This is a genomic window from Streptomyces sp. TLI_55 (assembly GCF_900206255.1).
Taxonomy (GTDB): domain Bacteria; phylum Actinomycetota; class Actinomycetes; order Streptomycetales; family Streptomycetaceae; genus Streptomyces; species Streptomyces aquilus.
This window is the reverse complement of sequence record NZ_OAOJ01000001.1, coordinates 6,402,026-6,424,930: the sequence shown is the minus strand read 5'-3', so window position 1 is coordinate 6,424,930 and position 22,905 is coordinate 6,402,026. Positions and strand designations below refer to the sequence as shown.

The following is a 22,905-nucleotide window of genomic DNA, read 5'->3' as shown; positions in this document are numbered from 1 at the left end:
GCGGCACTCATTAGAGTGGTCCGGGTCGATGACTGTGCTCCACGGGGGAATTGAGGGCTCATGCGATCCGGAGGCAAACGCGGGGCGGCCGCGGCCGCCCTGCTCTGCGCACTCGCCGTACTGCTGCTCGGCGGGTGCGGCACCCAGGTGGCCGGCCAGGGCGGCACCGCCCCGGCCGAGTGGACGCTGTCGGCGCCCACCCGCTCCCAGATCACGGGGGCCGAACTCGGCCCCGACCAGCGCACGGTGACCATCGACGTGGACGTGCCCAGTGGCCCGAAGCCCTGTGTGCGCGACCTCAAGGCGGCACTCACCGAGCCCGTCACGCGAAACACCGTGCCGGTCCAGGTCACCTTCACCTCACCGTCCGGGGACCTGGACTCCGGCTGCACGAAAACCACCACGGGGAAGGCCCGGGTCAAGCTCCCCGAGCCCCTGGGCCACCGCGAGCTGGCGGTCGGCTACCCCGCCGCCCTCTTCACCGCCCAGGGTGCGAAGCCGCCCGCTCTGCGCCTCTGCGGCGACCTGGGCTGCACCCCGCCGGCCACCGGCTGCACCGCCGACTCCTACGAGCAGGCGATCAAGGCCGTCGACATGCCCACGCACACCTCCAGCGACGCGGAGCACTGCGACGGCAAGTGGCTGGTCCTGGACCTCTCCTGGCGCACCGGCCCGGCCTGCGACGACCAGGCGGACAGCGCGTGCGCGTCCCGGCTCGGCGACCGCTGGTTCTACCGGGCCGGGAAGTCGGGCTGGAAGCCGTTCTTCCGCACGACGGAAGGGGGCTGCCAGGCCGTGCGCGACAGGGAGCCGGCCTTCCCGACCGCCCTGTGCGCGCCCCTGGAGCCCCTCGCCCCGTCCCTGCACCCGACCTACTCCCCCACCCCCACGGCGAGCCCGTCCTCCTGATCGGCCGGCTGCTCGGCCAGTGCCTTGGGCAGCCGCCCGGTGTGCAGCACCCCCAGCCGCTGCGTGGCCCGGGTCAGGGCCACGTACAGGTCGCTGGTCCCGTACAGCCCCGGCTCGACCACCAGCACGGAGTCGAATTCGAGGCCCTTGGACTGCCGCGGGTCGAGAAGGACGACGGTCCGGGTGAGGTCGGGTTCGGCGCCCGCCGTCACTCCGTCCAGCTGCGCCGCGAGCCTGCGGTGCAGATGGCGCGGGGCGATGACCGCTAGCCGGCCCTCGGCGGGGGTCAGCTCCTCGACCGCCTTGGCGACGGCGCCGGGCAGGTCGTCGGTGGCGCGGACCCAGGGCCGTACACCGGTCGAGCGGATCGAGCTCGGCGGTTCGAAGTCCGGGTTCTCGGCCCGTACGACGGCCGCCGCGAGGTCCATGATCTCGGCGGGGGTGCGGTAGTTGACGCCCAGCCGGGTGTGCTCGAAGCGGTCCTCGACGTACGGCTCCAGGATGTCCGACCAGGAGCCGACACCGGCCGCCTCCGCCGTCTGGGCCGGGTCGCCGACCAGGGTCATCGAGCGGGTCGGGCTGCGCCGCATGAGCAGCCGCCAGGCCATAGGCGACAGCTCCTGCGCCTCGTCGACGATGATGTGCCCGAACGCCCAGGTCCGGTCGGCCGCCGCACGCTCGGCGGCGCTGCGGTGGTCGTCCTCCTCCTGCCGCTCGGCGAAGCGCTCGGCGTCGATGATGTCGTGCGCCGACAGCACCTCGGACTCCTCGTCGTCGATGTCCTCGAACTCATAGGTACGCGAGGCGTACGACACGTCGAGGACGCCCTGCGCGTACGCCACCTGCGTCTCCCGCTCGCGCTCGGCGCGGGCCCGCGCCACCCGCTCGTCCACGCCGAGGAGTTCGGCGGCCTCGTCGAGCAGTGGCACGTCCGCCACCGTCCAACTCCGGGTCACCGGGCGGCGGATGGCGGCCGCGTCCTCGTCGGGGAGGTAGCCGACGGGGTCGGCGAGGAAGTCCGCGACCAGCCGCTGCGGGGTCAGCCGGGGCCACAACTGGTCGATGGCGGCCCACACTTCGGGGTTCTCGGCGATCTCGTCGCGGATCTGGGTGATGTCGGCCGGGTCGAGGAGGCTGCTGCCGTCGTAGGGGTCGGTGCCGACCCGCTCGGCGTACAGCTCGGTGAGGGTGTTGAGGATGTGGCCCTCGAAGTGCTCGCGGGCCACGTTGTGCGGCAGCCGCGCGGCCCGGGTCTTCTCCCGCGCCATCTTCACCAGACCGTCGTCGAGCATCAGGACCTCCCGGTCGTGCTCGATCGCGATCACCGGGTCGGGCAGCGCCTGCCAGTCGCGTACGACGTCGGCGAGGACCTCCGCCATGTCGGCGCGGCCCTTCACGGCCGCCGCCGCGCGGGTGTCGGTGGCGGTCGCCTTCACGCCGGGGAACAGCTCGCCGACCGTCGCGAGCAGCACGCCCGTCTCGCCGAGCGCGGGCAGCACCTCGCCGATGTAGCCGAGGAAGGCGGGGTTGGGGCCGACGATCAGCACGGCCCGCTTGGCGAGCAACTCCCGGTGTTCGTAGAGCAGATAGGCGGCGCGGTGCAGGGCGACAGCCGTCTTGCCGGTGCCCGGGCCGCCCTCGACCACCAGCACACCGCGGTGCGGGGCGCGGATGATCTCGTCCTGTTCGGCCTGGATGGTCTGCACGATGTCGTGCATCCGGCCGGTGCGGGCGGCGTCCAGCGCGGCGAGCAGCACGGCGTCGCCGGTCGGGTCCTCGTGGCCGGTGCGCTCCTGGTCGCCGAGGTCGAGGATCTCGTCGTGCAGGGCGGTGACCGTACGGCCCTCGGTGCTGATGTGCCGGCGGCGGCGCAGGCCCATGGGGGTGTGACCGGTGGCCAGATAGAAGGGCCGGGCGACATCGGCGCGCCAGTCGATGAGGACCGGGGTGCGTTCGGCGTCGTCGGTCCGCAGTCCGATGCGGCCGATGTGATGGCTGGTCCCGGACGTCAGGTCGATGCGGCCGAAGCACAGCGAGCCGTCGACCGCGTTGAGCGCGGCGAGCAGCCCCGACCGCTCGGCGACCAGGATGTCCCGTTCCAGCCGGGCCTGCATGGGCGTGTTGCCCTGGGCGAGGGCGTCGGTGACTCCGGCCTCGGTGTCTCCGCGCAGCGCGTCCACGCGGGCGTACAGGGTGTCGATGAATTCCTGCTCACCGCGAATTTCATCGCTGTTTGACAATTCCACTCCCACGCAGATATACTGTGCCTACTGAACTTCTCTGCGACTCAATTCCCGTAAAGTCACGAACCATTGAGTCTAAGCAAAAGAATCCCCCCGGCGCAATTGCCGAGGGGAATTTTTTTGGTTATGAGAAGTCAGACGACGTCGGCCAGTTCCTCCAGCAGCCGTCGCTTCGGCCTGGCCCCCACCATGGACTTCACCGGCTCACCATCACGGAAGACCATGAACGTCGGCATGGAGAGCACCTTGTAGGCGTTCGTGGTCAGCGGATTGTGGTCCACGTTCAACTGCACCACCTTCAGCCGGCCGGCCTCCTCCGCGGCGAGCGCCTTCAGCACCGGCCCCATCTGCCGGCACGGCGGGCACCAGTCCGCCGTGAACTCCACCAGCACCGGCAGCTCGGCCCCGATCACCTCGGCCGCGAAATCCGCGTCCGTCACATCCGTCACAGCATCTGTCGCCTGCATCACAGCTCCTGCCCTCCCAGTTCGCACAGGGGCACCTCGCCCCCGGCCGTGGCCAGCCGCACGCCGATCTGTGCCCGTACCGCCTGAAGCTCGCCGATCAGTTCGTCAAGCTCCGCCAGCTTGCGCCGGTAGACGTCGAGCGAGGCCGGACAGGTGTCCCCTTCGGGGTGTCCGGCCTGCAGGCACTCCACGAAGGGCCGGGTCTCCTCCAGGTCGAACCCGAAGTCCTGCAAGGTCCGGATCTGCCGCAGCAGCTTCAGATCGCTCTCGTCGTACGTCCGGTATCCGTTGCCGCCCCGCCGGGCGGGCAGCAGCCCGCGTGACTCGTAGTACCGCAGCGTCCGGGTCGTGGTCCCGGCCCGCGCGGCCAGCTCGCCGATTCGCATGTCCACGAACGTAATCCTTTACGCCGACGTCAAGGCAACAGCGGTTTCCGCTCCACCGGGGAGGTGAGCACGATCGAGGTCGTGGTGCGCCCGAGGGCGGAGACCTCTTCGAGCACCTCCTCCAGGTGGACGGTGTCCCGGACGGCGACCTTGAGGATCCAGCAGTCCTCGCCGACCGCGTGGTGCACCTCGATGATCTCCGGGCGCTCGATCAGCTCCAGGGTCCTCGGGTGCTTGAGGTTGTAGCCGCCGTGCGGGTTGACCCGGATGAACGCCTGGATGCCGTAGCCGAGCCGGGCCGGGACGACATGGGCGCCGTATCCGCTGATCACGCCCGCCGCCTCCAGCCGGCGCACCCGCTCGGTGACGGCGGCAGGGCTCAGCCGCACCCGGCGGCCCAGCTCGCTCAGCTTGATCCGTCCGTCGGTCTGGAGCAGCCCGAGGATCTCCCGGTCCAGCGCGTCGAAGGCCGCCGAGGTTTCGCCGGCGACGGGTCGCGGATGCCGTGGTTCTTTCGGTGCCGCGGCCTGAACTCCCATGGTTACCCCTTCAGGACGTGGATGTGCGCCGGGAGAATTATGGTCATGGGAAAGGCACGGGAGATACTGGTCATCGGCGGCAGCCGCTATGTCGGCAAGCGGCTCGTCGCGCGACTGCTGGCCGCCGGGGACCGGGTGACGGTCCTCAATCGGGGATCGTCCACTCCGCCGCCCGGCGCGACGCATCTCGTCGCCGACCGCGACGACGAGACGTCCCTGGTGGCGGCGCTCGGTTCGCGCACGTTCGACGTGGTCGTCGACCAGGTCTGCTACACCCCGCGGCAGGCGGAGATCGCGCGGCGGGTGTTCACGGGCCGTACCGGCCGCTATGTGATGACGTCGACGGTCGAGGTCTACGAGTACGAGGACTCCATCACGCCCGTACGGGAGGACGCCGTCGATCCGCTGACGGTGCCCGTCGATCTCGAACTGCCCTGGGACGAACCGGAGTTCCTCGACGCCCACTACGGCGAGGGCAAGCGGCAGGCGGAGGCGGTCTTCGCGGCTGCCCCCGACTTCCCCTACGTGGCCGTCCGCGTGGCCCATGTCCTGGGCGGGGACGACGACTTCACGGGACGCCTGGAGCACTACGCCTCCCGCATCCGGGCCCGCGAGCCGATCGCGGTGCCGTTCTCGAACCAGCCCGCCACCTACATCCACGTCGAGGAGATCGCCGACTTCCTGGCGTGGGCCGTGGGCGAGGACTTCACGGGGCCGGTCAACGCCGCCTCCCACGGCCCGCTGACCACCGTGGACCTGTGCGAGGCGATCGTCGCGCGGATTCCCGAGGGCAAGGTCGTGCTCCAGCTCGTCGAGGTCGGCGAGGTCTCGCCGTTCTCCTTCTTCCGCTCCTACGGCATGGACAACTCCCGTGCCACCAGGCTCGGTTTCACCTTCCGCACCGCACCGGTGTGGCTCATGTCGGCCGTGGCGGAGACGCTCGGGAAGGGCGGCAACTGACATGCGGTACCGCACACTCGGCGACCTGAAGGTGAGCGCCGTGGGGCTCGGCGCGATGCCGCTGTCCATCGAGGGACGGCCGGACGAAGACCGCGCGGTCGCGACCGTGCGAGCGGCGCTGGACGCGGGGGTGACCCTCTTCGACACGGCGGACTCGTACCACCTCCCCGGCGCCGAACCCGGCCACAACGAACGGCTCCTGGCCCGCGCCCTGGCCGGCGCCGACGTTCTCGTCGCCACGAAGGGCGGCCGGGGCCGGCCGGCCGACGGCAGCTGGACGGTGAACGGCGACCCACGTCATCTGAAGCGGGCCGCCGAGGGCTCCCTGCGGCGGCTCGGCGTCGAGGCCATCGGCCTCTACCAGCTGCACAAGCCCGATCCCGCGGTCCCCTTCGAGGAGTCGGCCGGCGCGCTGCGCGAGCTGCTCGACGAGGGCAAGATCCGGCTGGCCGGCGTCTCCAACGCGGATGCGGAGCAGATCCGTACGGCCCGAGCGATCCTCGGTGACCGCCTGGTGTCGGTGCAGAACCGCTACTCGCCGGAGGTCCGGGACAGCGAGCCCGAGCTGCGGCTGTGCGCGGAACTGGGGCTCGCCTTCCTGCCGTGGAGCCCGCTGGGCGGCATCTCGCGCAGTTCGCTGGACGGTCCGTCGGGCCTCGCGGCGGCCGGCCGCTTCGCCGCCTTCCACGAGATCGCGGCCGAGCGTGGGGCCAGCCCCCAACAGGTGGGCCTGGCGTGGCTGTTGGCGAGGTCGCCGGCCGTGATCCCGATCCCGGGGGCGAGCCGTCCGGAGACGATCAGGGACTCGGCGGGGGCGGCCGAACTGGTGTTGAGCGGGGCCGAGTTGGCGAGGCTGGAGCCGCTTGGCTAGGCGGCTGAAGCCGCTGGTTGGGCGGCTGGAGCCGCTCGGCTAGTCCTCCGTCCACTCCTCGTCCTCGATGTCCCTCGCGCCGGGCACTCCCAGTAGCCGTCGGGTCAACCGGTCGTGGTCCGACAGCAGTTCGTCGAGGGCCTCGCGGACGTCCCGTGCCTCGGTGCGTGCCGACTCGCGTTCGGCGGCGATGAGCACGGAGCGTCGTACCAGCTCCTTGGTGAAGGAGGCGGTCGTGCCCTCCGTACGGGTCACGACCTCGTCCGCGATGTCCTGGCCGAGGCCGAGGTCGCCGGCGTAGAGGTCGAGGAGGCGGGCGCGGCCCTCGGCGTCCGGGAGGGGGATCTCGACGGCGAGGTCGACGCGGCCCGGGCGCTGGGCGAGGGCGGGTTCCAGCAGGTCGGCGCGGTTGGTGGTGAGGAGGAAGGCGACGTCGGCGTCGTCGCCGAGGCCGTCCATCTCGTTCAGCACCTGGAAGAGCAGGGGCTGTTCGCCGCCGCCGTAGTCGCGGGCCTCGGCGACGAGGTCGCAGTCCTCCAGGACGACGAGGGCGGGCTGGAGCATCCGGGCGAGGGCGCAGGCCGGGCCGATGGCGTTGATGCTCTCGCCGGACAGGATCACCACGGTGAACTGCGGGAGGTGGGAGAGGAGATAGCGCAGGGTGTGGGTCTTGCCGGTACCGGGCGGGCCGTACAGCAGCAGGCCGCGGCGCAGGTGCTGACCGGCCGCGCGCAGCCGCTCGCGGCGCCGGGCCACGCCCACGACCTGGCGTTCGACGCGATCCAGGAGGCCGGACGGCAGGACGATCTCGTCGCGAGTGAGGTCCGGGCGGCGGTGGAACCGGAACGGGCCGAGGCCGTGTCCGAACTGCGAGCCCTCGAAGGAGAGGACCTGGCCGCGGAAGATGTTGTGCTCGCGGACGAGCGCGTCGACCTCGGCGAGCAGCCGGTCCGCGAACTCCTTGTCGGCGGCGAGGACTTCGAGCTCGACCTTGTTGCGTCCGTACTCGTCCTGCGGCCCGCGCAGCAGGACGACGAACCGCTCGTCGCCTTCCGTGCCGAGGTAGAACCCGCAGGAGACGCAGGCCAGTTCGGCGTCCGGGGAGACCGGCAGCTGGGCGTAGTCGACGGCGCCGACGACGAAGCGGTCGTAGCGGTCGGCGGCGTCGATGATGTCGCCGAGGGTGAGCTCGCCGTGGTGCCGGCCGCCGCGCATGCCGATCAGCTCGTGGGTGCGGCCGTCGGCGGCGAACCAGCGCTCCAGGGCGAGATGGACGTTGGGCAGGTCGTAGGGGGCGTACGCCGTCTTCACCACCGGGCGGTCCGTGGGTGCCGAACCGAGGTGCTCGCGAAGGCGTTGGGCGAGGTCGCGGCTGCGGTCGGAGTCGGCGCGCTTGGGGCGGGCGACGGCCAGGAGGAACTCGTGGAACAGCTCGTTGACGCGGTCGATCGAGAGGGCCGAGGGTTCGCGACCCTCGCCGTACCTGGCCTCGTACTCCTCGGTGCTGAGGAGCTCAGTCCTGACCTCGCCCGGTTCCGCCATACCCTGTCCGCCTCCGTGTGCCGTGACTGTGCCCTTGGTGGCCCTCCAGCCTGGGCCCCACGCGTCGGCGGGTCAAAGCATTTCGGGCAAGCGATGGCGAAGGGTCCGGAAAAGGGCTGGAGGAGTCAGCCGGGCGGGACCGAGTTCACTGCGCTTCGACAAGGTCAAGCTCTTCGTCGGTGACTTGGGCGAAGCAGGTGTCTTCCGTGGCCATGACCTTGGACCGGTCCTGGGTCTCCGTGCTGATGTGCCGCACGCCAAGGGTCCAGCCCTGCTTCTTGTACGTGGCCAGGAAGTACGTGCTGCTCCCGGTCATCGGCGCTTCCGTGTACGGTTCGCCCTTTTTCCAGCCCCGCGCCTCAAGTCCGGAGAGCACGAGGTCCAGTTGCCGGCGCGGCTCGGTGGACTTCCAGGAGACCACGCACGGTGACAGCCGTTCGGCGAGGGCGGCCAGCTTCCGCCGCTCCGCCGCGGACCGTTGACCGGCCGGATGACCGGCGCCGGGATACCCCATCTCCGTCTCGCCTTCCGGGAGTCCGGCAGCCTCGAGCGCCGCGTCGAGGTCCGCCCGCACCGTCTTCTGCCCGAACGCCGCCGGTGAAGTCGCCGCCGTCGAGGCCTCGGCGGAGGGCGAGGTCTCGCTGCCGCATCCGGTGACGAGCACCGCCCCTGCGGCGACGGCGGCTGTCCGTACGGCTCTGCCGGCGGTGGTGGTACGCATGCACTCTTCCCTCGATGTGAACGGATCGGCTCCGGATCCTCGCATGAATGTGCGGAGCCTGTTCATTTGCCATGTGTTTGCCACGTGTTTGCCATGTACTCTGCATCCAAGCACGTCAGGGGTGGGGTGCATCAGCAGGGTGCACATGGGGGGTTCGTTGTTCCAGCCGTTGCGGCGCGTCCGGTTACAGACGCCCATCCGATAGCCGTCTTCACTTCGGCCTTTCACGCCACCCCCCCCCCCGCCATGCAATCGAACATATGTTCTATTCCGATGCTTGTTTTCACGCTCAGATGGAGACCCTCATGAGACCGACCCGAGGGCGCGCGGCGCGCCTGGCGGGTGCCGGAGTCACGCTGGCACTGGCGCTGACCCTGGCACCAGGGATGCCGCTCGCCGCCGACCGGGCGAGCGCCGCACCGTCGGACGCCACCGGACTGACCGCCTCCGAGAAGGCCCTCGCCGAGGCTGCGGCCACCGGTGAACGGGTGGAGGTCGTCGCGGAACGCACCGAGCGGGACACGGTGTTCGCCAACCCCGACGGCTCCACGCTCACCTTGGAGAAGTCGATCGTCCCGGTCCGGGTCGCCGCCGCGGACGGTGGCTGGGTCCGGCCGGACGCGACGCTGGTGAAGCGGGCGGACGGCTCGGTCGGGCCGCGGGCCGCCGCTGTAGAGATGTCGTTCTCCGGCGGTGGCTCCGGCGCGGACCTGGTCACCATCGGCGACGCCGGCCGGTCGGTGTCCCTCGGCTGGCCGGGAACTCTTCCCGAGCCCCGGCTGGACGGGGCCCGAGCCGTCTACGAGGACGTCCGGCCGGACGTCAACCTCATCCTGACGGCGACTCCGGAAGGCTTCCGGCAGGTGCTGGAGGTCGAGACGCTGGAGGCCGCCGCCGCACCCGGCCTGCGGGCCATCAGCTACGACCTGGACACCGACGGGCTGCAGGCGCGGGCCGGAGCAGCCGGAAGCATGGAAGTGGTCGACGGCAACGGCCAGGTCGTCTTCCGCTCGCCGAGCGCCCGGATGTGGAACTCCGCCGGAGACACCGCCGACGGCGAGGGCCTGTCCGCCCAGAGCGCCGGGCTGCGTCCGCTGGGCGCGGCCCGGACCGGCGGCGCCGATACCGGGTCCGACCCCGTCCCGGTGACCGGCCCCGCCGACGAGAACCCTCTCGACGGCCCCGGCGCCGGCGACGACTCCGCCCTGATGGACGTCGTCCTCGACAAGGAATCCGTCCGTGTCGTCCCCGACGCCGGCCTTCTCACCGGCACCACCCAGGCCGAACTGCCGCTCTACATCGACCCTTCGGTAGAACTGAACGAGTCCGAGCGCACGGTGCTGTCGTCCGACGGTGACGTCTTCTACAACTTCTCCGGCGGCACCAACGGCATGAGCGTCGGCAAGTGCGGCTCCGCCGTGATCGGCGGCGTCACCTACTACTGCGGCAACGGCTATGTGAACCGCATGTACTTCGAGTTCGCCCCGGACAAACTGAAGGGCAAGCACGTTCTGGACGCCGAGTTCAACGTGACGGAGACCTGGTCGTTCTCCTGCGACGCGCGCTGGGTCGACCTGGAGCGCACCGACCCCATCTCCTCGTCCAGCAAGTGGCCCGGCCCGACCAAGCTGGACCAGATGGGCGACCGGAATGTCTCCGCCGGCCGCGGCTCCGCCTGCTCACCGGCCCAGCCCGCCGCGCCGATCCGCTTCCACGACTACGCCGAGGAGCCGGACGAGAATCTCACCCCGACCGTCCGGTCCTTCGCGGCCGGATCGTTCCCCCGGCTGACGCTGATGCTGATGGCCAAGAGCGAGTCGGACACGGTGTCCTGGAAGCGGTTCGACGACGACGCCGTCCTCACGGTCGACTACGTCAGCACGCCCGCCACCCCCACCGAGACCGGCGTCAAGGCCGGCGCCGGCCGAGTGTGCAGCAAGTCGGAGTCGTCCCCCAGCATCATCACGGACCCCAAGCCCGATCTGCTCGCCACTCCTGAGACGGCGGCCGGCGGTGAGTCCGGCGCCCGGCTGCGCATCTACTTCGACGTGGACGTGAAGAACGGCACCACCTGGTCCGACGCGCCCGAGCCGACCACCTCCTCGTTGAAGCCGACCAGCGGATATGTGGCGTACAGCAGTACGTTGAAGGGATTCCCCGCGCAGACGAAGGACTGGAACACCCCCCTGGCCGACGGCAAACTGCACCGCTACCGGGCCTATACACACTCCCTCTACAACAGCGACCAGAGTTTCCTGTCCAGTCTGCAGAGCGCCTGGTGCTACTTCACGGTGGACAGCAAGGCCCCGCAGAAGCCGAGCATCACGTCCTGGACCACGTACAGCGAATGCGTCACGGGCGGTTCCTGCGTCGCGGGCGGCGGGCCCGGCAAGTCCGGCACCGCCGTGTTCGGTCCCGCCGCGGGCGAGACGAGCACCAACAGCGGCTACCGGTACCGGCTCTCCTCGGACTCCGCCTGGTCGGCGTGGACGAGCGGCTCCACCTACAAGGCGACCTTCACTCCCCCGTCCTCCGGCACCTATCTGCTGCATGTGCAGGCCAAGTCGGCCGCCTATCCGCTGGGCGGCGACGAGCAGATCGTCCGGTTCCTCGTCAGTGAGGGACCCAAGCCGGTCGCCCACTGGAACTTCGACGAGCCGAGCGGCGCGGCCGTCGACACCTCCACCACGGACAGCGCTCTGCGCGACGACCTCACCCTGTCCGCGGGCGCCGTCCGCACACCCGACGGGCGCCGCGGTGAGATCGTCAAGCAGCCCGCCACCGAGACCACGACAGCCGTTCTCGGCCAGGACCAGGCGCTGAAGGTGACGAACTCGGCGTACGCCTCGACCACCGAGCCGGTCCTGCAGACCGCGGCGTCGTACACCGTCGCCGCATGGGTACGGCTGGACGCGACGGGGCGGAACTTCACCGTGGCCGGCCAGGACGGCACGTACTACAGCCCCTTCTTTCTCAGCTACTGCGAGGACAGCAAGACCTGGTGCGTGCGCCTCGCCGACGCCGACCTCGCGTCCACGTCGCTGAGCAACCAGCGGGTCAACGCCAAGGACCCGGCGCAGACGGGCGTGTGGACCCACCTCGCCGCGGTGGTGGACCACGACAAGAACGTCCTGTCGCTGTACGTGAACGGCCGAATCCAGGGCACCGACACCATCACCGGCAACTGGTCCGCGAACGGCGGCTTCCAGATCGGCCGGGTGAAGTACAAGGGCGCCTACGCCGACCCCTTCGCCGGTGAGGTCGACGAGGTGACGATCTGGCAGGCGGCCCAGTCCGACGTCCAGATCGCGGACGAGGCCCGGCTCACCGACGGCCCCGACGGCACCGGACTGCCCCACCTGGAACTGGTGGCCGACCTGAACGCCTCCGGAGCGTCTGGCAGCACCATCCAGGACACCACCAGCAACTACGGCCCCACGCTCACCGTGGGCAGCGGCGCCAAGCTGGACGGCGAGTCCCTGGTCCTGGAAGGCACGGGCGGTGCCGAGTCCGCTTCACCGCTCGTCGACACCACCGGCTCCTTCACGGTGGCCGTGGAAACGATGGTCGACGGGGCGGCGCTCAAGGACAAGCCGAACGGCTATCGCGCGCAGGTCCTCGGTCAGCGCACGGCCGGCGGCTCGTCCTGGGGGCTGTGGTTCGAGAAGACCGGCCTCGACTCCCAGGGGCATGAGGTCCTGGACGAGAACGGCGACCCTGTGATCGACGAGGCCACCGGTGAGCCGAAGTTCGAGACCTGGGCGCTCGGCCGGTGGCACTTCGGCCTGCTGACCGCCGACGGCAACGGGGCGTCGGTGCAGAGCGACGCCGCGGCCGTGCTCGGCACCGACGTCGAGCTCACGGGCGCGTACGACGCCCAGAACCAGACCATCTCCCTCTTCCTCGTGGACCGGCAGGGCGAGCCCACGCAGTACACGGCACCGGCGAGCAGCGGCGGCGTGGCCGTCGGCAAGGGCTGGCTGAACAGCGCGTGGGGCAACCACGTGCCGGGCCGCGTCAACCACATCCGGATGTGGGCGGGCGCGGTGCAGAGCGCCCACCACAAGACGGCCGTGGTCGGCGACTGACCTCACCTGTCCCGGCCGGGGCGCGGGCGGTACTCCACCGCCCGCGCCCCGGCCTTCCCCCACACCTTCCAGAAGAAAGCAGATCGTGTTCAGATCACGTTCGCGCAGAACCGGGAACCCGGCCGGCCGCAGACCGGTCATCGGTGCCCTGCTCCTCGCGCTGTTCGCGACGCCGGTGCTGCCCTCGGGTGTCGCCGAGGCGGCCCGTCCGGGTGCCCCGGACTCCGCCGACACCAAGGTCAGCCGGGTCCACCCGGTCACCGGCCTCGGAGCCAAGAAGGCCCGGGCGCGGGTCGCCCGCGACAAGAAGGCCAACCAGCGCCTGATAGCCCAGGGCCGCGCGGAGCGCCGCGTCGCCTGGCCCGAGCCCGGCACGTCCCACGACTCGCTCGCGACCCCGTCCAAGAGCACTGTCGTCGACGTCACCGCGGTGAAGTCCGGCACCAAGAGTGCCTCAGGCGAGGCGTCCGTCCGGATCCTGGACCGGAAGGCCACCCAACGGGCCGGAGTCACAGGTGTCGTGTTCACGGTGGGCGCGAAGCGGCCCGGCGCAGCCCGAGTGACCGTGGACTACAGCTCCTTCGCCTCCGCGGTCGGCGGCAACTGGGCCACCCGGCTGGGCCTGGTGAAGCTCCCGGCGTGCGCGCTCACCACCCCGGAGAAGCCCCGGTGCCGCGTCACGACCCCGGTGGACTCCACCAACGACACCGAGGGCCAGACGGTGACGGCCCGCACAGCCGTCGCCGCGAGCGGCACCCCGACCGTGCTGGCGCTGGCCGCCGGGTCCACGACCACGTCCCCGGCCGGTGGCGGTGACTTCGCCGCCACCCCGCTGTCCGCGTCGTCGACCTGGCAGGCCGGCGAGTCGTCCGGCTCGTTCGCCTGGTCCTACCCGCTCACCCTGCCTCCGGCCCCGGCCGGTCCGGTGCCGCCGCTGGCGCTGGGGTACGACTCCGGGTCGATCGACGGCCGTACCGCCAACACCAACAACCAGGGCTCGCTGGTCGGTGAGGGCTTCTCGATGACCGAGTCCTACGTCTCGCGCCAGTACGGCGGTTGCGAGGACGACGGTCAGGCCGACAAGAACGACCTGTGCTGGAAGTTCGAGAACGCCTCGCTCGTCCTCAACGGTGTCGCCAACGAGCTGGTCAAGGACGACACCTCCGGCAAGTGGCGGCTGAAGAACGACGACGCCTCGCAGGTCTTCCACGAGACCGGCGCCGACAACGACGACGACGGTGACGGCACGGACGGCAAGGGCGAGTACTGGCGGATCGTCACCGGCAACGGCACGACGTACACGTTCGGTCTGAACAAACTGCCCGGCGCCGGCACCGAGCGGACCAACTCCACCTGGACCGTGCCCGTCTTCGGCGACGACAGCGGCGAGCCCGGCTACTCCGCGGGCACCGGGTTCTCGGGCCGTGCCAAGACCCAGGCATGGCGCTGGAACCTCGACCTGGTGCAGGACGTGCACGGCAACGCGGCCACCTACTGGTACGCCAAGGAGACCAACCACTACGCGAAGAACGGCGACAAGACGGCGCTCGAGTCGTACGTGAGGGGCGGTCACCCCACCGAGATCCGCTACGGCCAGCGCGCCGACGCGCTGTTCACGGGTGTCACCTCGGCGAAGGTCACGTTCACGTACAAGGAGCGCTGCACGGCCTCCTCCTGTGATGCGCTCACCAAGGACACCGCCGCCGACTGGCCGGACGTCCCCTTCGACTCGATCTGCGCGTCCACCGCGACCGACTGCCTCGCCACCGGCCCGGCCTTCTTCACCCGTAAGCGGCTGACGGCCGTCGACACCTACTACTGGTCCACGGCGGCCGAGCCCGACGCCTTCAAGCCGGTCGACTCCTACGCTCTGGGCCAGGAGTTCTTCGACGGTCAGGACATCGGCAACAGCTCCGACCAGGTCCTCACCCTCACCTCCCTCAAGCGCACCGGCCAGAACGGCACCCCCCTCGGCCTGCCGCCGGTCGGCTTCACCTACCAGCAGCGGCCCAACCGCGTCGCCGGTGGCAGCCAGCCGGGCGGCGGCGGCATCCTGCCGCTGACCCGGCCCCGTATCTCCACCATCACCTCGGAGACCGGCGCCGTCACGACCGTGGCGTTCTCCAACGAGGAGTGCGTGCGCGGCAGCAACATGCCGGCCGCGGCGGACAAGAACACCCTGTCCTGCTACCCCGTGTACTGGGCGGTCAACGGCGGCGACCCGGCGCTCGACTGGTTCCACAAGTACCGGGTCACCTCGGTCAACACCAGTGACCCCGCGGCCAAGAACCCGGCGGTCGAGTACAGCTACACCTACGAGTCCCCGGCCTGGCACTACGACGACGACCCGTTCACCAAGGAGAAGGAGCGCACCTGGTCCGTGTGGCGCGGCTACCAGAAGGTGACCACCCACACCGGCGAGGTGGGCGCTGTCCGCTCCAAGACGGTGAAGCTGTTCATGCAGGGCATGAACGGCGACAAGCAGCTCGACGGCACCACCCGCGCCGCGAGCGTCGAGCCGATCCCGATGACGGGCGTCACCCTGTCCGCGGCGACCGACTCCGACCAGTACGCGGGCCAGCCGCGCCAGGAGATCACCTACGACGGCGGCACGCCGATCTCGTTCAGCGTCAACAACTTCTGGTCCAAGCAGACCGCGAGCCAGCAGAAGTCGTACGCGAACACCAAGGCGTACTTCGTGCGCACGGCCCGCACCTACGAGCGCACGTGGCTGACGGCCGCGCAGAAGTGGCGGACCACCGCGGCGTCGTACACCTACGACGACACGTACGGCATGGTCACCCACAACGAGAACCACGGCGACTGGTCGGTGACCGGCGATGAGACCTGCACTCGCACCTGGTACGCGCGGAACGACACCAAGGGCCTGACCTCGCTCGTCTCCCGCACCCGTACGGTGGCCAAGCAGTGCGCGGACACCGACGACAAGCTGTCGCTGCCGGCGAACACCGACACCCGCGGGGACGTCCTCGCCGACGCCGCGACGGTGTACGACACCCCCGGCGCGACCGGCTGGAGCGCCGGCCAGACGCCGACGCTCGGCCTGCCGACCTGGACGGGCCAGCCCAAGGGCTACCCGGCCGCGAGCGGCACGGCGGACCGTAACCCCGGCACGGGATCGTGGCAGACCGTCACCGCCACGACCTTCGACACCGCGACCGCCAAGCTCGGCCGGTCCCTGAAGGTGGCCGACGCCGCGGGCTACGAGACCAGCACGGCCTACTACCCGGCCGCGGGCGGCCCGGTCACCGGCGTCATCGTCACCTACCCGAAGCTGGCGTCGAACGGCCAGGCGCACAAGTCGTACACCTACTTCGACCCCGCGCGCGGCACGGTCTCCTACGCCCTCGACGCCAACCTCAAGCGGACCGAGCACACCTATGACGCCATCGGGAGGATCACGGCCACCTGGCTGCCCAACCGGTCGAAGTCCGGGGGTGACACACCGAACGCGAAGTTCGACTACGGCATCAGCCAGACCAAGCCGTCCTGGAACTCCGTCGCCAAGCTGAACGCGGACGGGACCAGTTACCGCACCTCCTACGCGCTGTTCGACTCCTTGCTGCGTCCCGTCCAGACACAGGTCCCCGCGGCGGCCGGCGGCGGGCGCGTCCTGAACGACACGCGCTACGACTCGCGCGGTCTGGCCGTCACCACGCAGCATGACGCCTACGACAGCACCACCGCCCCCAACAGCACCTACACGGGCGTCGACTACGCCCAGTCGCCCAAGCAGAACGACACCGACTACGACGGTGCGGGACGCGTGGTGAAGACCACGCTGTCCTCGTGGGGCGTCAAGAAGTGGGACACCACGACCACGTACACCGGTGACTCGGTGGCGACCACCGCGCTGGAAGGCGGTACCGCGTCCCGGACGATCACCGATGTCCTGGGCCGCACCAAGGAGACCCGCACCTACGCGGGCCCGGTCCCGAACGACACCGAGTACGGCGCCACGCAGGGCACCTCGTACACCAGGGTCGCCTTCACCTACACGCCTGACGCCAAGCAGAAGACCATCACCGGTCCGGACGGCTCCGTCTGGTCGTACACCTACGACCTCTACGGCCGGCAGGTCACCGCGACCGACCCCGACAAGGGCACCACGACCACCACGTACACGGTCCTCGACCAGGTCGACCACACCAAGGACCACAAGGGCCAGCTCCTCTACTACGGCTACGACGAACTCGGCCGCAAGACCGGTCTGTGGCACACCAGCCGCACCGACGCCAACAAGCTCTCCGCCTGGACCTACGACAGCCTGCTCAAGGGCTACGTCGACGAATCCGTCCGGTACGAGAACGGCGTCGGCCAGACCAACAGCAAGGCGTACACCAAGAAGATCACCGCGTACGACAGCCTGAACCGGCCGACCAGCACCGATCTGACCCTGCCGGCCAGCGACGCGCTGGTCACCTCGCAGGCCGTCGCGCAGACCACCACCTTCGGCACCGCGTACCGGCTCGACGGCACGGTCAACAACACGAAGGAGCCGGCGGCCGGCGGTCTGGCCGCCGAGACGGTCGAGACGCTGTACAACGACGCGGGGCTGCCGGTCTCGCAGTCCGGGATCAGCGGCTATCTGCTGGGCGTGGACTACTCCGCGCTCGGCCAGGTCCACCAGTACCAACTCGGCACCTCCGCCTCGGCCAAGCGGGTCTTCATCTCGCGCACCTACGAGCCGGGCACCGGCCGCCTGCTGACGTCGTCGACCGACGACCAGACCCGGGGTCCGGTCCAGGATCTGGAGTACCGCTACGACCAGTCCGGGAACGTCACCGCGATCCACGACCGCGCCGACACCGGCTCCGGGGCCGACCACCAGTGCTTCGCCTACGACGAGCAGCAGCGGCTGACCGAGGCGTGGACGCCGAAGACGGCCGACTGCTCGGCCGCCGGGCGCACCGTGGCCAACCTCGGTGGCGCGGCGCCGTACTGGACCAGCTACGGCTACACGGCATCGGGCCAGCGGGCGACCGAGACCCGCAACGCCGCCGTACCGACCCCGGTCACGACGAGGTACTGCTACGACCCGGCCCGCAAGCACGCCCTGAAGTCGACCACGACCGCGGCCGCTTGCGACCCGGCGGCCGAGCAGTACACGTACGACGCCGTCGGCAACACGGAGACCCGCGCCGAGACGGCGGGCTCCGCCACCCGGCAGTCGCTGCTGTGGAACGCCGAGGGCAAGCTCAGCAGGCTCACCGAGGGGGCCACGGCCACCGACTACCTGTACGACGCCGACGGCACTCTCCTCATCCGCCGCGACAACGCCACGAACGGCGAGAGCGTCTTGTATCTCGGGGCCACCGAGGTACACCTCAAGGGCGGCAAGAAGTGGGCCAATCGCTACTACACGGTGGCCGGAGCCGCCATCGCGGTGCGCAGCAACGCGACCGGCACCGAGAAACTCCAGTACCTCTCGGGCGACCACCACGGCACCAGCACCGTCTCCATCGGCAGTGACAGCACCCAGGCGCTGAGCAAGCGGTACACCACCCCCTTCGGCAGCGCCCGGGGCAGCGGTACCGGCACCTGGCCGGACGACAAGGGTTTCCTCGGCAAGAGCGTGGACAGCGGCACCGGGCTCACCCAGATCGGGGCCCGCGAGTACGACGCCTCCACCGGGCAGTTCCTCAGCGTCGACCCGCTGCTGATGCCGGACCAGCACCAGTCCCTCAACGGGTACGGCTACGCCAACGGCAACCCGACCACGCTCAGCGACCCGTCCGGGCTCGGCGTGCCCGAGTGCCACACCGGTGAGATCTCCTGCACCGGCGGCGTCCCGGACACCGAGGCGGAGCGGAAGGCCAAGGGGTGGAAGCCGAGGAAGAGCAGTACCTCCGGCACCTCGTATGTGAACCAGGACGGCAGGTCGGGCAGGGCGCCGGCGGGTGCCCCTCGCTACGGCCGATCCCTGGAGGAGATCCTCTTCGCCAACGCGGAGATCGCCGCGAAGCTGCGCAAGGAGCGGGTGAACCAGATCCTCGACGGCGACTGGGATCTGTCCGACCCCTACGAGGAGATGGCCGAGGAGATCGAGGACTCGGTCCGCTGCCCCCGCGGCGCCAGGGACGGCTGCGGCGCCTACAAGCTCGGTTCCGCGTTCGCCGACATGCTGACGGGGCCCGACCGGGACGATGTCGAGGAGATCATGGAACGGATCGACGAGTCCTGGAAGCGCAAGAACACGAAGCGCTCCGCGAGTGAATTCGGTTTCTCCGACGACGCCGAGTTCCAGTTGGCCCTCACCCTGGCCGTCATGGGACATGACGTCATGTCCCGCAACGACGACCAACAGGCACCCCACGCGGGAGACGCCTGGGTCGACGACAAACGGGCCGAGTTCAAGGTGCCCCGGGGCTCGAACACCAATCAGCTCGCCAAGCATCTGAAGAAGGCCGACCGGGAACAGCAGGTCGACGTCGTCTATGTGGATCTGCGTCCCGTCGGAATGGACGAGGACGGTGTCAGCGACGCCTTGAGGCAGTGGAACCCGAAGGGGACCGTGCAACGCGTCGTCTTCATCGGCAGGGACTACGTGATCGATCACGAGGTATGAGAGAGGATCACGCGGGGGGTGCCGGGACGACCGGCACCCCCCGTGCCTTTCACGACCGGAAATGGATATGAGGGTGGGCGATTTCGAAGCGCACGTCGGCTTCAAGAAGGATTTCGAGCTCTACGTCGGACCGGCGCGGGAGACCGACGACTGGCGGCGGTTCGCCGGGGAACTGTGGCAGGAGGTCGCCCGGACTCTGCGCGTCCCCCTCGACGTGCCCGTGGCCGAATCAGCCGACGGTGACGAGTGGCGGTACTGGTTCGAGAACAGCGAGATGAGCGTCTCCCTGTACGTGGGCCGTCCGGATCCGGGTGCCGTCGACATGGCACCGGCGATCCTCACCGCCGTATCCCGCTCCTACGACGTGGAGAGCTGGCAGCTCGCGGAGCGGCTCTACACCCGGCTCGTCTCCGCCGGCACGTACTTGGTGGCGGCGTTCCTGGACGACGGTACGCCGATCGACGCGAACTTCGACGTCGACGACGACTGGTGAGCCGACCAGTACCGAAGGGGTCGGCCGGGGCTCAACCAGCCTTCGGAGAGCCGTGCCTTCGGCAGGGGCCAGGGGCGGGGCGGGAGCCGCATGGTCCATACGCGCTCGGCGGCGGCGCGGGCGGCGGTCGGCGGCACCGCCCGCTCCCGGCCCAGCGCGAGGGCGATGTCCTGGCCGTGGACGAGGAGGTCGAGCAGGGGTTCGTGCGGTGAGGTCAGGGGGCGAGGCGCCGGGAGCCGATGATCGACCGCAGCCGGTCGACGATCACGTCGGTGGGCGCCGCGGCCTCGCGGACGGCCGTGTCATGGATCATCCGGTTCCAGTTCCGGCGAGGGTCGACGACCTGCACAACTCGTCGGGCGATGCCGACGGAGAGCGAGCTCAACACGGGCGTGCTCCTGTTCCTCCCGTACCGGGCCCTGGAGAACCGGGTGATGCAGCGCATCGGCCCGAACGGCACGCGGCTGACCGAGGCCGCGGAGGTGGCCGACGGGGTCGTGGCCGAGGTGGAGAAGGAGTGGGAGGAGCACCTCGGCAAGCGCCGTATGAAGCAGTTGTGCGAGGCCCTGTCGCTGCTGCGGGAGATCACGGACCCGTGGGCCTAGGCGGCGCCGGAAGGCACCTTCGCGGCCTCCTCGACCTCCAGGAGGGACGCGCTGCGGCGTTCCGCCTCGAAGGCACGGTGGCCGCCGCGCAGCCCGAACAGCCGCTTGGTGAGCAGGATGTAGAGCACGGCGAGGATGTTGAGGACCAGGGTGGCGATCTTCAACCAGCTGATGTGCTCGGTGAGTTCGTAGATCTCCAGGGGGAGGAAGGCGGCCGTGGCGACGACCGTCAGATACTCCGCCCAGCGCTTGGCGTACCAGAGCCCGACCGCCTCGACGAGCTCGATGAGCGCGTAGGCCAGGAGCAACACCGCGACCAGGAGCAGGGTGTTGTGCCTGTACCCGAAGGTCTTCTGGATGGTGCCGACGACCGGTGAATGGTCGAGGTCGTAGTGGAAGTGCCGGAAGACCGGGCGGAACACGTCCAGGTACTCGTCGAAGAGCCGGCGCACCGCGTCCTGGGAGTTGCTGAACTTCCACACGGCCGCCGCGACCAGCACGATGAACACGCCGCGCACGGCCCGCTCGATCGCGAGGAAGCGCAGCACGAACAGATCGCGCAGCACCTTGCCGCGCGGTACGAGGGGCGCCTCGGCGGCAGGCCCCGACCCGTGCGGCTCACCGAGCACGAAGTCACCGCAGCGCAGACAGCGCCAGACCTCGCCGAGCGCGGTGTCGGCCCGCAGCCGGATCCGCAGCCGGGGGTCGTCCGGCGCGTACGTCACATGCCCGCGCCGCGCGCAGGTGCGCCGGTCCCAGTCGATCGCCATCCCCCGTGCCTTCCACGAACGCTGAACTAGCCTGCCGCGCCTGTTGGGGGCAGACGCGGCAGGCTAGTGGGGGCGGGTAAGAGTTCGGTGAGTGATGACTCTTGCCGCCGACGACTCTTGCCGTGTTGCTGCCCGGGCGGCCGAGCGACGGGGGAGCTACTCGGCCGCCCGGAGTCTGCGGTGCACTCAGGCCTTGGCGAGTTCCTTCTCGCCGCCCTGCTCCGGCAGGTCCGCGCGGACGTCTCCGGCACCGTCACCCTCGCCCTCGCCGTCCTCGTCCAGCAGCGTCTTCTCGTCGAAGGGCAGCTGACCGGCGAGCACCTGGTCGACCCGGGCGCGGTCGATCTCCTTGGTCCAGGTGCCGATCAGGACCGTGGCGACGGCGTTGCCCGCGAAGTTGGTGAGGGCGCGGGCCTCGCTCATGAAGCGGTCGATGCCGACGATGAGGCCGAGGCCGTCCACCAGGGCGGGCTTGTGCGACTGAAGGCCACCGGCCAGGGTCGCGAGACCGGCACCGGTGACACCGGCGGCGCCCTTGGAGGCGACGAACAGGAAGAGCAGCAGCGGGATCTGCTCACCGAGCGACATCGGCGTACCCATGGCGTCGGCGATGAACAGCGAGGCCATGGTCATGTAGATCATGGTGCCGTCGAGGTTGAAGGAGTAGCCGGTCGGGACGGTGATGCCGACGACGGGCTTGCTGACACCCATGTGCTCCATCTTCGCGATGAGCCGCGGCAGCGCGGACTCGGAGGAGGAGGTGGAGAGGATCAGCAGGAACTCACGGCCCAGGTACTTGAAGAGCTTGAGGATGTTCAGGCCCGCGAACACCCGCAGCAGCGCGCCGAGCACGATGAAGACGAACAGGAAACAGGTGATGTAGAAGCCCACCATGAGGAGGCCGAGATCCTTCAGCGCGTCCACACCCGCCGAACCGACGACGGCGGCCATCGCACCGAAGGCGCCGATCGGAGCGGCCCACATGACCATGCCGAGGACCCGGAAGACGAGCCGCTGGATGTGCTCGACACCGCGCAGCACCGGCTGCCCGGCGGGACCCATGGCCTGGAGCGCGAAGCCGCACAGCACGGCGAGGAGCAGGGTCTGCAGCACCTGGCCCTCGGTGAAGGCGGAGACGAAGGTGGTCGGGATGATGCCGAGCAGGAACTCGGTGGTGTCCTTGGCCTCCGCGTCGACCTGCGCGTGACCGACGTCCTTGACGGCGTCGGTGACGGCGAGCCCGGTACCCGGGTCCAGGATGTTGCCGACGATCAGGCCGATGCCCAGCGCGACCAGCGACATGATCATGAAGTAGACGAGCGCGATACCGCCGACGGCGCCGACCTTGGCGGCCTTCCGCACCGACCCGATGCCCAGGACGATCGTGCAGAAGATGATCGGCGAGATCATCATCTTGATCAGGTTCACGAAGCCGGTGCCGATCGGCTTCAGCTCGACGGCGAAGTCCGGCGCGACCATGCCGACGAGGATGCCGAGCGCGACCGCGACGATCACCGCGATGTAGAGATAGTGGGTCCGGTCCTTCTTGACCTTGACCTTGGGTGCCGTATCGGGTGCTGCGGGGGTGCTGGCGGCCACGGCTGCCCTCCTTGACGTCTTCGTCGGGATGACCGGCGTGCGGCTCACGTCCGGGCTTTTGAGGAATGCGGTGACTATCTCCCGCCCTGTGAGGGTGGTCACCCTTCCGTTCATTTAGTTCAC

General features: G+C 69.9%; 15 protein-coding genes. 7 read left to right on the top strand and 8 right to left on the bottom strand.

Annotated elements, in window-relative coordinates; all coding sequences use genetic code 11:
• Positions 1-60: 60 nt before the first annotated feature.
• Positions 61-909 carry a hypothetical protein gene (locus CRP56_RS29790; protein WP_097269170.1) on the top strand — a complete coding sequence of 283 codons (849 nt, stop codon included), beginning with the start codon at positions 61-63 and terminating at the stop codon, positions 907-909.
• Here CRP56_RS29790 and CRP56_RS29785 read toward each other — a convergent pair.
• From CRP56_RS29785 to CRP56_RS29770, 4 genes are all read right to left on the bottom strand, one after another.
• A complete protein-coding gene (locus tag CRP56_RS29785; RefSeq protein WP_097274595.1) occupies positions 873-3,131 on the bottom strand; it encodes a HelD family protein in 2,259 nt (752 codons plus the stop codon). The two genes, CRP56_RS29790 and CRP56_RS29785, sit on opposite strands and share 37 nt — an antisense overlap.
• Positions 3,132-3,286: 155 nt before the next feature.
• On the bottom strand, positions 3,287-3,601 hold the full coding sequence (locus CRP56_RS29780; RefSeq protein ID WP_079306119.1) for a thioredoxin family protein: 315 nt from the start codon (positions 3,599-3,601) through the stop codon (positions 3,287-3,289).
• A 17-nt stretch (positions 3,602-3,618) separates the two neighbouring features.
• Positions 3,619-4,005, bottom strand: a complete 387-nt coding sequence (locus CRP56_RS29775; RefSeq protein WP_097274593.1) for a MerR family transcriptional regulator — start codon at positions 4,003-4,005, stop codon at positions 3,619-3,621.
• Between the two features lie 29 nt (positions 4,006-4,034).
• A complete protein-coding gene (locus CRP56_RS29770) occupies positions 4,035-4,544 on the bottom strand; it encodes an Lrp/AsnC family transcriptional regulator (protein WP_179851158.1) in 510 nt (169 codons plus the stop codon).
• A gap of 45 nt (positions 4,545-4,589) precedes the next feature.
• Between CRP56_RS29770 and CRP56_RS29765 the strand changes: the two genes are divergently transcribed.
• Complete coding sequence (locus CRP56_RS29765; RefSeq protein ID WP_257041208.1) at positions 4,590-5,504, top strand: NAD-dependent epimerase/dehydratase family protein; 915 nt, start codon at positions 4,590-4,592, stop codon at positions 5,502-5,504.
• Between the two features lies 1 nt (position 5,505).
• Positions 5,506-6,375, top strand: a complete 870-nt coding sequence (locus tag CRP56_RS29760; RefSeq protein WP_097269166.1) for an aldo/keto reductase — start codon at positions 5,506-5,508, stop codon at positions 6,373-6,375.
• 39 nt (positions 6,376-6,414) lie between these two features.
• On the opposite strand, the gene CRP56_RS29755 is transcribed toward CRP56_RS29760, so the two are convergent.
• Together CRP56_RS29755 and CRP56_RS29750 are read right to left on the bottom strand one after the other, a co-directional pair.
• Positions 6,415-7,917 (bottom strand): AAA family ATPase, encoded by a 1,503-nt coding sequence (locus CRP56_RS29755; RefSeq protein ID WP_097269164.1) that lies wholly within the window; start codon positions 7,915-7,917, stop codon positions 6,415-6,417.
• A 145-nt stretch (positions 7,918-8,062) separates the two neighbouring features.
• Positions 8,063-8,638, bottom strand: coding sequence for a hypothetical protein (locus tag CRP56_RS29750; RefSeq protein ID WP_097269162.1), 576 nt, complete (start codon positions 8,636-8,638; stop codon positions 8,063-8,065).
• Between the two features lie 305 nt (positions 8,639-8,943).
• Between CRP56_RS29750 and CRP56_RS29745 the strand changes: the two genes are divergently transcribed.
• The 4 genes from CRP56_RS29745 to CRP56_RS29725 all read left to right on the top strand — a co-directional run bounded on the left by CRP56_RS29745 (position 8,944) and on the right by CRP56_RS29725 (position 20,413).
• A complete protein-coding gene (locus CRP56_RS29745; protein ID WP_097269160.1) occupies positions 8,944-12,726 on the top strand; it encodes a LamG-like jellyroll fold domain-containing protein in 3,783 nt (1,260 codons plus the stop codon).
• An 85-nt stretch (positions 12,727-12,811) separates the two neighbouring features.
• On the top strand, positions 12,812-19,315 hold the full coding sequence (locus CRP56_RS29740; protein ID WP_257041207.1) for an RHS repeat-associated core domain-containing protein: 6,504 nt from the start codon (positions 12,812-12,814) through the stop codon (positions 19,313-19,315).
• A gap of 73 nt (positions 19,316-19,388) precedes the next feature.
• Positions 19,389-19,808, top strand: coding sequence for a hypothetical protein (locus tag CRP56_RS29735; RefSeq protein ID WP_097269158.1), 420 nt, complete (start codon positions 19,389-19,391; stop codon positions 19,806-19,808).
• Positions 19,809-20,170: 362 nt separating this feature from the next.
• Complete coding sequence (locus CRP56_RS29725) at positions 20,171-20,413, top strand: hypothetical protein (RefSeq protein ID WP_097269157.1); 243 nt, start codon at positions 20,171-20,173, stop codon at positions 20,411-20,413.
• Here the strand turns inward: CRP56_RS29725 and CRP56_RS29720 are convergent.
• On the bottom strand, positions 20,410-21,183 hold the full coding sequence (locus CRP56_RS29720) for a DUF2127 domain-containing protein (protein WP_097269155.1): 774 nt from the start codon (positions 21,181-21,183) through the stop codon (positions 20,410-20,412). The two genes, CRP56_RS29725 and CRP56_RS29720, sit on opposite strands and share 4 nt — an antisense overlap.
• A gap of 186 nt (positions 21,184-21,369) precedes the next feature.
• On the bottom strand, positions 21,370-22,782 hold the full coding sequence (locus tag CRP56_RS29715) for a cation:dicarboxylate symporter family transporter (protein ID WP_097269153.1): 1,413 nt from the start codon (positions 22,780-22,782) through the stop codon (positions 21,370-21,372).
• Positions 22,783-22,905: the final 123 nt, after the last annotated feature.